The 11297-nt window shown below is 44.3% G+C and carries 8 protein-coding genes and 1 tRNA gene; 1 reads left to right on the top strand and 8 read right to left on the bottom strand.

The window, feature by feature from the left end:
- Positions 1–2: 2 nt before the first annotated feature.
- The 6 genes from MHO82_RS19695 to MHO82_RS19670 all read right to left on the bottom strand — a co-directional run bounded on the left by MHO82_RS19695 (position 3) and on the right by MHO82_RS19670 (position 6486).
- A tRNA-Ser gene (locus MHO82_RS19695) sits at positions 3–94 on the bottom strand.
- A 205-nt stretch (positions 95–299) separates the two neighbouring features.
- Positions 300–497 carry a carbon storage regulator CsrA gene (csrA, locus tag MHO82_RS19690; protein WP_239186680.1) on the bottom strand — a complete coding sequence of 66 codons (198 nt, stop codon included), beginning with the start codon at positions 495–497 and terminating at the stop codon, positions 300–302.
- An 81-nt stretch (positions 498–578) separates the two neighbouring features.
- Positions 579–1766: an aspartate kinase gene (locus MHO82_RS19685; RefSeq protein ID WP_239186677.1), complete on the bottom strand. Its 1188-nt coding sequence runs from the start codon at positions 1764–1766 to the stop codon at positions 579–581.
- Between the two features lie 195 nt (positions 1767–1961).
- Positions 1962–4544: an alanine--tRNA ligase gene (alaS, locus tag MHO82_RS19680; RefSeq protein WP_239186674.1), complete on the bottom strand. Its 2583-nt coding sequence runs from the start codon at positions 4542–4544 to the stop codon at positions 1962–1964.
- Between the two features lie 282 nt (positions 4545–4826).
- A complete protein-coding gene (gene recA, locus MHO82_RS19675) occupies positions 4827–5873 on the bottom strand; it encodes a recombinase RecA (protein ID WP_239186672.1) in 1047 nt (348 codons plus the stop codon).
- 130 nt (positions 5874–6003) lie between these two features.
- On the bottom strand, positions 6004–6486 hold the full coding sequence (locus MHO82_RS19670) for a CinA family protein (protein WP_239186689.1): 483 nt from the start codon (positions 6484–6486) through the stop codon (positions 6004–6006).
- A 124-nt stretch (positions 6487–6610) separates the two neighbouring features.
- On the opposite strand from MHO82_RS19670, the gene mutS reads away from it, so the two are divergent.
- On the top strand, positions 6611–9172 hold the full coding sequence (mutS, locus tag MHO82_RS19665; RefSeq protein WP_239186670.1) for a DNA mismatch repair protein MutS: 2562 nt from the start codon (positions 6611–6613) through the stop codon (positions 9170–9172).
- A gap of 83 nt (positions 9173–9255) precedes the next feature.
- Here the strand turns inward: mutS and rpoS are convergent, their stop codons facing one another.
- Together rpoS and MHO82_RS19655 are read right to left on the bottom strand one after the other, a co-directional pair.
- Positions 9256–10224, bottom strand: coding sequence for an RNA polymerase sigma factor RpoS (rpoS, locus tag MHO82_RS19660; protein ID WP_239186669.1), 969 nt, complete (start codon positions 10222–10224; stop codon positions 9256–9258).
- 68 nt (positions 10225–10292) lie between these two features.
- Entirely contained in the window at positions 10293–11282 is a 990-nt protein-coding gene (locus MHO82_RS19655) for a peptidoglycan DD-metalloendopeptidase family protein (protein ID WP_239186686.1), read from the bottom strand.
- Between the last annotated feature and the right edge of the window lie 15 nt (positions 11283–11297).

Raw genomic sequence — 11297 nt, 5'->3', positions numbered from 1 at the left:
AATGGCGGTGAGGGAGGGATTCGAACCCTCGATACGGGATAAACCGTATACTCCCTTAGCAGGGGAGCGCCTTCAGCCTCTCGGCCACCTCACCGTCTTGCGGGGGCTCATATTACGGTTTACCAAAAATATGTCAAACTTTTTTTGATAAAAATACCCGAAATAATCCCAACCGCGTGCAATTCAATCAAAACGCGTTAAAAACAAACAAAACAAGTAAAAAACAACTCATTATTACGAGGAAAGTTGAACTGCACATAAACAAAAGGTCAGCTGGATGCTGACCTTTCGTATACAAATTAGTAGTTACCCTGAGCAGGAGCGTCAGCACCTTTCTCAGCTTGTATACGCATATAGATTTCTTCACGGTGTACAGAAACTTCTTTTGGCGCATTTACACCAATACGAACTTGGTTACCTTTAACACCTAAAACAGTTACGGTAACTTCATCACCGATCATTAATGTTTCGCCTACGCGACGAGTAAGAATTAGCATTCGAGTGCTCCTTGAGTCATCTCAGTCAAGAATTAATGTTTCATATCCAATATAAGGTTACACGCTTGTAACCGGCACTGATCAAGAAACAGCGATAAGTTCGGCATTATCCAGAGATTTAACCGAAACCACAAATGTTTCATGTAAATAATTAGCCGCTTCAATCAAATCTGCAGCATTAATCAATATGGATATGTATCGTTCACTTTGTTGTGATTGACGCACTGTAATGCCTTTGGTGGAAAGCTGATCACAAGCTTTTTCAGCTATTCCTTCAACTTCATGCCCCACTAAGGTCAATGTACATACCGCTTCAATATCTCGTATTTTATCAGCAAAAACTAGATTCAAATGCGGTAAACAATCATTTGCAACCACGCAGTATTCTGAATCTGCATGCGTGATCACATTCCAGTAACTAATCCCTAGCAACTGACATTGCGTACGTAGTACTTCTGCATCACTCACTGACAACTGCAGCAAAGATTGATTCTGTTGTATGGCTAAACCACGGGAATGTGTTGGGTTATTTGGACGTTCAGTAACCAATGTGCCCTCTTCACCTGAAAATGAAGAAAGCACGCGCAAAGGCACGTTATGTTGCCAAGCATAATCCACCGACTGAAGCTGCAATACTTTTGCCCCTTTCTTCGCCATGTGGTGCATGTCTTGAAAAGAGATCACATTCATTTTTTGAGTGTGCTTAACCAATCGAGGATCCGACGTATATATTCCGTCTACATCAGTAAAGATTTGACACTCATCTGCTGATAGCACGCCTGCTAATGTTACGGCACTTGTGTCAGAGCCACCACGCCCAAGCGTTGTGATATCCCCATGTTCATTGATCCCTTGGAAACCTGCAACAATCACTATTTGCTCTTGAGCTAACAAACGGTTAATGGTCGCAGTATCAATGTGTGTAATCGTGGCGTCATTGTGCTGTTCATTCGTCACAATACTCGCTTGAGCTCCAGTCAGAGAGCAAGCTGCATGGCCTAATTTATTTAGCGTCATCGCTAATAATGCCATCGACACTTGCTCGCCAGCTGAGAGCAAAACATCAAGTTCTCGAGCAGTAGGAACAGCATCTATTTGCTTGGCTAACCCCATCAATCGATTGGTTTCACCAGACATAGCAGATACAACTACGACAACTTGATTACCATCATTTTTCGCCTTAATGATGTGCTTGGCTACAGCATGGATTCTTTCAATAGAACCTACTGACGTTCCGCCAAACTTTTGCACGATAAGGGGCTTTTTCACCAGTCTTCACCTTCCCGAGATCTTAGTCTCATTCGTACTGCTTATACCCAATGAGATGATTATTTTGCAGTAGTAAAAATAATAAAAACCAAGTGACTAACTTGCTTGGTCAACACCGCACAATTAAACCACTTGGTTATTTTGGTAGATTCACGCTCAACAGGCTAAATATGTTGAGCGCTTTTCTCTAAGTAATTAAAGACGCTCTTCAACCCAAGCATCTACAGTGGCTAACGCTGCTGGCAATGCTGCAGCATCAGTACCACCCGCCTGAGCCATATCAGGACGACCGCCACCTTTACCACCAACTTGCTGAGCAACCATATTAACTAGTTCGCCCGCTTTTACTTTACCAGTAAGATCTTTCGTCACACCTGCAATTAGACCAACTTTACCAGCGTTAACATTACCTAGCATGATGATACAGCTGCCTAACTGGTTTTTAAGTTCATCAACCATGCCACGGAGTGCTTTATTTTCCGCGCCATCTAATTGAGCAACCAAGACTTTTACGCCCGCAAGCTCTTTTACTTGGCTAACGAGGTTAGCACCTGCTTGAGAAGCTAGCTGGTCTTTCAATTGCTGGATTTCTTTCTCTAGTGACTTCGCTTTCTTAGCCGATTCAGCTAGTTTCTCTTCGTAAGCATTATTCTGAGCTTCAACAGCATCAAGTGCAGCTTCACCCGTTACCGCTTCAATACGACGAATACCCGCAGCGATACCACCTTCAGATGTAATCTTAAACAGACCAATGTCACCCGTGTTTGAAGCGTGGATACCACCACAAAGCTCAGTCGAGAACTCACCCATAGACAGTACGCGAACTTCATCATCGTACTTCTCACCAAACAGTGCCATCGCACCTTTTTCTTTGGCTGACTCAATGTCCATAATGTTGGTTTCAATCACGTGGTTCTTACGAACTTGTGCATTCACCAAACGCTCAACTTCTTTCAGTTGTACTGGTGTAACGGCTTCAAGGTTAGAGAAGTCAAAGCGCAAGTTTTCAGGTTTAACCAAAGAACCTTTCTGAGCAACGTGCTCACCGAGAACTTCACGCAGAGCTGCATGCAATAGGTGAGTTGCAGAGTGGTTTAATGAGATAGCCGCGCGGCGCTCAGCATCAACGATTGCTTCTACTTTATCGCCTTTCGCGAATACACCTTCAACTAACTCACCGTGGTGTGCAAATGCGTTGCCTAGCTTTTGAGTATCTTCTACTTTGAAAAGGCCAGAAGCTGTTTTCAGCGTACCCGTGTCACCACATTGACCACCTGATTCAGCGTAGAATGGCGTCTCTTCCAAGATGATGATTGCTTTATCGCCAGCAGATAGAGAAGACACTTCTTCACCTTCAACGAACAGTGCAGAAACTTCACCAGTACCTTCTGTACCTGTGTAACCACAGAATTCAGTGTTAGTTTCAACTTTAATCGTTGCGTTGTAGTCAGTGCCAAATTGGCCAGCTTCACGAGCACGTTGACGTTGAACTTCCATGGCTTTCTCGAAGCCTACTTCATCAATAGTGAAGTCACGCTCACGAGCCACATCATTGGTTAAGTCAGCTGGGAAACCGTAGGTATCGTAAAGTTTAAACACGGTTTCGCCGTCTAGCTCTTTACCTTCAAGTGCGTCTAGTGCGTCGTTAAGAATAACCATACCGCGATCTAATGTACGACCAAAGTTCTCTTCTTCGATGCGAAGTACTTTTTCAACAAGCTCCTGCTGCTTCTTAAGCTCATCCGCCGCAGAACCCATTACTTCAGCCAATACACCCACAAGTTTGTGGAAGAATACGCCTTGTGCACCAAGCTTGTTACCGTGGCGAACGGCACGACGAATAATACGACGTAGAACGTAACCACGACCTTCATTTGAAGGCATAACGCCATCAGCGATCAGGAATGAACACGAACGGATGTGGTCAGCAATAACGCGTAGCGACTGGTTTGATAGGTCTTCGTAACCGATCGTTTCAGCCGTTGCTTTGATTAGCTTTTGGAATACATCGATTTCGTAGTTTGAGTGAACGCCCTGCATGATTGCAGAGATGCGCTCAATACCCATACCCGTATCTACAGCAGGCTTAGGTAACGCTTCCATTGTGCCGTCTGCGTGACGGTTGAACTGCATGAATACGTTGTTCCAGATCTCGATGAAACGGTCGCCATCTTCTTCAGGAGTACCTGGGCGACCGCCCCAGATGTGCTCACCGTGATCGTAGAAAATTTCAGTACATGGACCACAAGGGCCCGTGTCACCCATTGTCCAGAAGTTGTCAGACTCGAACTGTTTACCGCCTTCTTTGTCGCCAATGCGAACGATACGGTCAGCAGGTACGCCTACTTTCTTATTCCAGATATCGAATGCTTCGTCATCTGTCTCGTACACTGTTACCAGTAGACGATCTTTTGGCAGCTGTAGCGTTTCTGTTAGGAATTCCCAAGCAAACGAGATCGCGTCTTCTTTGAAGTAATCACCAAAACTGAAGTTACCAAGCATTTCAAAGAATGTGTGGTGACGAGCTGTGAAACCTACGTTTTCAAGGTCATTGTGTTTACCGCCTGCACGTACACAACGCTGAGCCGTAGTCGCTCGAGTGTAGGCGCGCTTTTCGGCGCCTAAGAAGCAATCTTTGAATTGGTTCATACCTGCGTTAGTAAATAGCAGGGTTGGATCGTTATGTGGAACTAACGATGAACTGTCTACGATTTGGTGTCCTTTGCTTTCAAAGAACTTAAGGAACGCGTTGCGAACCTCATCAGTGCTCATGTACATGCAGCTCTTCCTGAAAAATAGTCGAGTTAGAATTTTGCCGTATTGTAGATCATGCTTAAAGCTTCGACTAGTTTTCTTACAGAAAAGGCGTATTTGAAGGGAAATAGCTCGCGAATCCATTTATTAACGGTAAATTTAGAGCTAAGCCAAAGCTTCCAACATCCAAACTGCGGTATAAAAACAGAATGGTTTGCTTAACCCAACCCAGTATATACAAACGTTATAAATGACAAAGCCCCGAGCACAGGCTCAGGGCTTTTAAGTGAGGCAGATGGAATTTAATTAAAACTCTTCATCTTTAATTGCGTCTTGCTCACTTTCTGTTTCTGGCTGCTCAACAGCAGGTGTTAACAGTAAGTCGCGTAACTTAGTATCAATTTCTTGTGCAATTTCCGTGTTCTCACGCAAGAATTTACCGGCATTTGCTTTACCTTGGCCAATCTTATCGCCTTGGTAGCTGTACCATGCACCTGCTTTTTCAACAAATTTATGTTTCACACCTAAGTCAATTAGCTCACCTTCACGGTTGAAGCCACGACCATATAAAATTTGAGTTTCAGCTTGTTTAAACGGCGCTGCAATTTTGTTTTTCACAACTTTAATGCGCGTTTCGTTACCAACGATTTCATCCGCTTCTTTCACAGAGCCAGTACGACGGATATCTAAACGAACAGATGCGTAGAATTTAAGGGCATTACCACCCGTTGTGGTTTCTGGGTTACCAAACATTACACCAATCTTCATACGGATTTGGTTAATGAAGATACACATGCAGTTCGACTGTTTTAGGTTACCCGTTAACTTACGCATTGCTTGAGAAAGCATACGCGCTTGAAGACCCATGTGGCTATCGCCCATTTCACCTTCAATTTCTGCTTTCGGTGTTAATGCTGCTACAGAATCGACAACCATTACATCGACGGCACCTGAACGTGCCAATGCATCACAAATTTCTAGCGCTTGCTCACCAGTATCTGGTTGTGAAACCAAAAGCTCATCAATGTTTACACCTAGCTTTTGCGCGTAAACAGGATCAAGAGCATGCTCAGCATCAATGAAGGCACATGTTTTACCTACACGTTGAGCTGCTGCAATTAATTCTAAAGTTAGCGTTGTTTTACCTGAACTTTCTGGGCCAAAGATTTCAACAATACGCCCCATTGGCAAACCACCAGCACCCAACGCAATGTCAAGTGATAGAGAACCTGTTGAAATGGTTTCAACATCCATAGTACGGTTGTCACCCAGCTTCATAATAGAGCCTTTACCAAATTGCTTTTCAATTTGACCGAGTGCCGCTGCCAGTGCTTTTTGTTTGTTGTCGTCCATTAATGTCTCCAGAACAAAACGTCAGTAACTTTGATTGAATTAAGTATACTGTCTATTCATACAGTGTCTATACCTGTACAAAGTTTTTTTTCAATTAAGTGATTATCACCGCATCTGCAATCAATAACATCTATTCCAATAATTGAGTTAATCCTTGCAAAGCGGTTTCTATTGCCTGCTCTCTCACTTGTTTTCTATCACCGATGAAATAATGAGTTTCCACTAATAACTGGCCATCGATATCCGCCCAGCCAAAACACACAGTCCCTACGGGCTTGGTCTCTGTCGCACCACCGGGGCCAGCAATACCACTAATTGCAACGCTCACTTGGGCACCAGAATGTTTCAAGGCACCAGTGGCCATTTCGGAAACCACAGCTTCACTCACTGCACCGTACTTTTCCAAAGTGGAAGTTTGCACTCCCAACATTTCTTGTTTGGATTGATTACTGTAGGTCACAAAACTGCGTTCAAGCCACTGAGAACTCCCTGCTATTTCTGTCGCGCAATACGCCACCCCACCTCCCGTACAAGATTCGGCACTGGTCATCATCCAGCCTTTGGCTTTAAGCCGATTCCCCAACTCTGTCGCTAATCCATAACACTTTTCCAGCCGATTTTCTGTCATCATAATTTTCTACCCATTAATTCCTATTTCTACCCTTTGCCATCAGAGGGGTTTCACGTATCCTTAGCCCATTCTACGAGTAACTGAACACCAACCACTAGGATAATTTGTGACTGTGAAAGCAACGACAAAACATACCCCTATGATGCAGCAATATCTTGGGCTAAAAGCAGAAAATCCAGATATTCTTCTTTTCTATCGCATGGGCGACTTTTATGAGCTTTTTTATGATGATGCTAAACGTGCTTCACAGTTACTGGAGATCTCTTTAACTAAGCGAGGTTCTTCTGCAGGTGAGCCGATTCCAATGGCTGGTGTGCCTTTTCATGCCGTAGAAGGGTACCTAGCAAAGCTGGTTCAACAAGGTGAATCCGTTGCTATTTGCGAGCAGGTTGGTAACCCTGCCACTAGCAAAGGTCCTGTGGAGCGAAAAGTGGTTCGTATTGTCACTCCAGGTACTGTTAGTGATGAGGCTTTACTGCAAGAGCGCCATGATAACTTGGTCGCCGCCATTTATTACCAGGCAGGTAAATTTGGCTACGCCACTCTTGATATTACCTCTGGGCGCTTTCAAGTTTCAGAGCCTGCCACCGAAGAAGCGATGCAAGCAGAGCTTGAGAGAACAACTCCTGCTGAACTGCTATTTCCTGAAGATTTTGAAGCTGTACGCTTACTAGAAAACCGTCACGGTAATCGTCGACGCCCTGTGTGGGAGTTTGAAATTGACACTGCTCGTCAGCAATTAACACAGCAATTCGGCACTCGAGATCTTATCGGTTTTGGCGTCGACCACGCAGAGCTTGGCTTATGTGCTGCAGGCTGCCTTATCCAATATGTAAAGGACACCCAACGTACAGCTCTGCCTCACATTCGCTCGATCACCATGGATCGTCAAGACAACTCGGTGATTCTAGATGCAGCGACCCGACGCAACCTAGAAATCAGCCAAAATCTTTCTGGTGGCTATGATAACACCCTTGCAGAAGTGCTTGATAAAACAGCCACTGCCATGGGTAGCCGCTTGTTAAAACGTTGGTTACATCAACCAATGCGTACTCAAGATGTGCTTAATCAACGCCTTGATGCCATTACGGAATTAAAAGAGACAGCACTCTACAGTGAGCTTACGCCAGTATTGAAACAAATTGGTGATATTGAACGTATCTTGGCTCGTTTAGCACTTCGTTCAGCACGTCCAAGAGATCTCGCTCGTTTACGTACCGCACTGCAGCAACTGCCAGAGCTAAATGTTCTGCTCTCTGAATTATCTCAGTCGCATCTATCACAACTCACCAATGCATCGTCACCTATCGACGATGTTTGTCAGTTACTGGAACAAGCCGTTAAAGAAAACCCACCCGTTGTGATCCGTGACGGCGGAGTTTTGGCTGACGGATACAACGCAGAATTGGATGAATGGCGTGATCTTGCTGATGGTGCAACTCAGTATTTAGATAAGCTAGAAGCCGATGAGCGTGAACGTCACGACATCGATAGTTTAAAAGTCGGTTACAACAATGTTCATGGTTTCTACATTCAGGTAAGCCGTGGGCAAAGTCACTTAGTGCCGCCACACTATGTTCGCCGTCAGACACTCAAAAATGCGGAACGCTATATCATTCCAGAGCTAAAAGAGCATGAAGACAAAGTCCTCAACTCAAAATCAAAAGCACTGGCTTTAGAAAAGCAGCTATGGGAAGAGCTGTTTGATCTTCTTCTGCCTCATTTAGAGCAACTACAAAATGCAGCCGCTGCCATCTCTGAAATTGATGTACTAGCGAACTTAGCAGAGCGTGCAGATACTCTGAATTATTGCCGTCCAACACTATGCTCGGAGCCGGGGATCAAAATCCAAGCTGGACGACACCCTGTTGTAGAACAAGTTATGGATGAGCCCTTTATTGCTAACCCAATAGACTTACAAACCGATCGACGAATGTTGATCATCACAGGCCCCAATATGGGTGGTAAATCCACCTACATGAGACAAACCGCGCTGATTGCTCTACTGGCTCATGTTGGATCGTATGTACCTGCCGAATCTGTGGAAATCGGCCCAATTGATCGTATTTTCACCCGTATTGGCGCTTCAGACGATCTAGCATCGGGTCGCTCAACGTTCATGGTAGAAATGACGGAAACAGCCAATATCCTACACAATGCGACAGAACACAGCTTAGTATTAATGGATGAAATTGGCCGAGGAACCAGCACGTACGATGGCTTATCACTGGCCTGGGCAAGTGCTGAATGGCTGGCAACAAAAGTCGGAGCAATGACGTTATTCGCCACTCATTACTTCGAGTTAACAGAACTACCAAACTTACTACCGCATTTAGCCAATGTCCATTTAGACGCGGTTGAGCATGGTGATGAAATTGCCTTTATGCATGCTGTACAAGAAGGAGCTGCTAGCAAATCCTATGGTTTAGCGGTGGCAGCCTTAGCTGGCGTACCCAAGTCAGTGATAAAAAAAGCCAAAGCGAAACTGCATCAATTAGAGAACGCGGCGCATCAGCAAGCTCTTGAACCAACTCAACCTGTAGAACAACAACTGACTCTACTTCCTGAGCCAACCGAGGTGGAAGAAGCACTAGCCGGTATTAACCCTGATGACTTAACACCACGTCAAGCATTAGACGAGTTATACCGATTGAAGAAGCTACTCTAAATATCACAAGCTATATATACAAAAACAGGGCTATCTAAGCCCTGTTTCTTTTATTAGGTATATTCTATTTTTCGATAATAGAATCACGCTTCCACATTAAAGAGAGACTCAATACTCAAACCTTGATGAGTTAAGATGTCTCGTAAGCGACGTAGCCCTTCGACTTGAATTTGGCGCACACGTTCGCGTGTTAAACCAATTTCACTCCCCACCTCTTCTAAAGTTGACGCCTCATAACCAAGTAAGCCAAAACGTCTTGCCAGCACTTCACGCTGTTTTGGGTTTAGCTCTTCAAGCCAATGTACAATGGAGCTTTTAATGTCATCCGTCTGAGTCGATGTTTCTGGATCAGAATGTTTTTCGTCAGGAATGATATCAAGTAATGCTTTATCCGAATCACCACCAATTGGGTTATCAACCGAGCTGACACGCTCATTAAGACGCAGCATGCGGTTAACATCATCAACAGGTTTATCTAATTGAAGGGCTATATCTTCTGCCGTTGGTTCATGATCTAACTTTTGAGCAAGTTCACGGGCAGTACGAAGATAAACATTAAGTTCTTTTACAACATGAATTGGCAAACGAATGGTACGGGTTTGGTTCATGATGGCACGCTCAATGGTCTGACGTATCCACCATGTCGCGTAGGTTGAAAACCTAAAGCCACGTTCTGGATCAAATTTTTCTACGGCACGAATCAGGCCAAGGTTACCCTCTTCCACCAAATCCAGTAGCGCAAGACCACGATTACCGTAACGTCGAGAGATTTTCACGACTAAACGTAGATTACTTTCAATCATACGTTTTCGAGCGGCCTCATCACCACGTAAAGCGCGGCGAGCGTATAGAACCTCTTCTTCAGCGGTTAACAGCGGTGAGAAACCAATTTCGCCAAGGTAAAGTTGAGTAGCATCTAATGCTTTTTGCGATGCGACAAAATCTGTTTTTTCTTCTTCTGCTATTTCATGAGAAGAATCCCTGGTTGCTTCGAGTTCTGCTGCTGATAAATCAAACTCTTCGACTTTAGTTACTGCGTTGCTTTTACTCATAGTGCCTCCCCATGGCGAGCTAGCAAGACATTACAACTTAGATATGTCGTCCCTAATTATTCCAGTTGTCATGGTAAGTAACGCTGTGGATTCACAGACTTACCTTTAAAGCGAATTTCGAAATGTAAACGAACACTGTTAGTACCAGAACTGCCCATGGTGGCTATTTTTTGCCCGGCTTTTACCTTTTGGCCTTCTTTGACTAACAAACGTTCGTTGTGAGCATAAGCACTGAGGTAATCGTCATTATGTTTAATGATGATTAAATATCCATAACCTCGTAGTGCATTGCCCGAGTAAACAACGGTTCCTGGTGCTGTTGAAACAATTACCTGTCCTCGCTGCCCTGCAATATCTACCCCTTTGTTTCCTTGTTCTGCATTTGAGAACTTAGAAATCACTCTTCCTTTAGTTGGCCATAACCAGCTATCAACTTTATCGGATTGTGACGGCTTTGCTTTAGGTTTGACGACGGTTTCAGTTTTACCGCTAGTTACAGTTTTAACATTCTGTTTACTTTCTTTAGTCTGAGAGTACTCTTTTGATTTCGGTTGATCAACTGTTTTATTGACTGTTTTTTGCTCAGCTGATGTTGGCGCTTTCACAGGTGAGTCCACTTTGGCTGTAGAAGCAGGGGCCTTAGTGCTTACAGGAGGCTTAGTGGGTACTGCTTTTGGAGTAGTAACAACAACAGGCGCAGTGACCACAGCTGGTGCTGTAGTGACTTTTGTTGGAGAAGTCTTACCAGTGACAACTGTTGGCTCTTTTGTATTGGTCAGCTTTCCGTTTTGACCATATGCTGGCGGAATATATTTAGGGCGCCAGAGCTTAATCTTTTGCCCAGGATAAATCGTATAAGGAGCCTGAAGACCATTATAGGCAATCAAGTCTTTGACATCTTTTCCTGTAACATAAGCGATAAAGTACAGTGTTTCGCCTTTATTCACTTTATAATAGCTGCCACGATAGCTGCCACGTTCAACCGTTTCATAATCCGGGGTCACACTGGAAACTGGAGCAGGTTCCGTTGAAGCGCAGGCGCTTAAAAAACCTACGATACATGTTGCTAGTGT

Origin of the sequence: Vibrio sp. Of7-15, from assembly GCF_022347565.1 — a bacterium.
Classification (GTDB): Bacteria; Pseudomonadota; Gammaproteobacteria; order Enterobacterales; family Vibrionaceae; genus NORP241.
The sequence above is the reverse complement of the archived record's forward strand: the minus strand, read 5'-3'. Positions and strand labels throughout refer to the sequence as shown.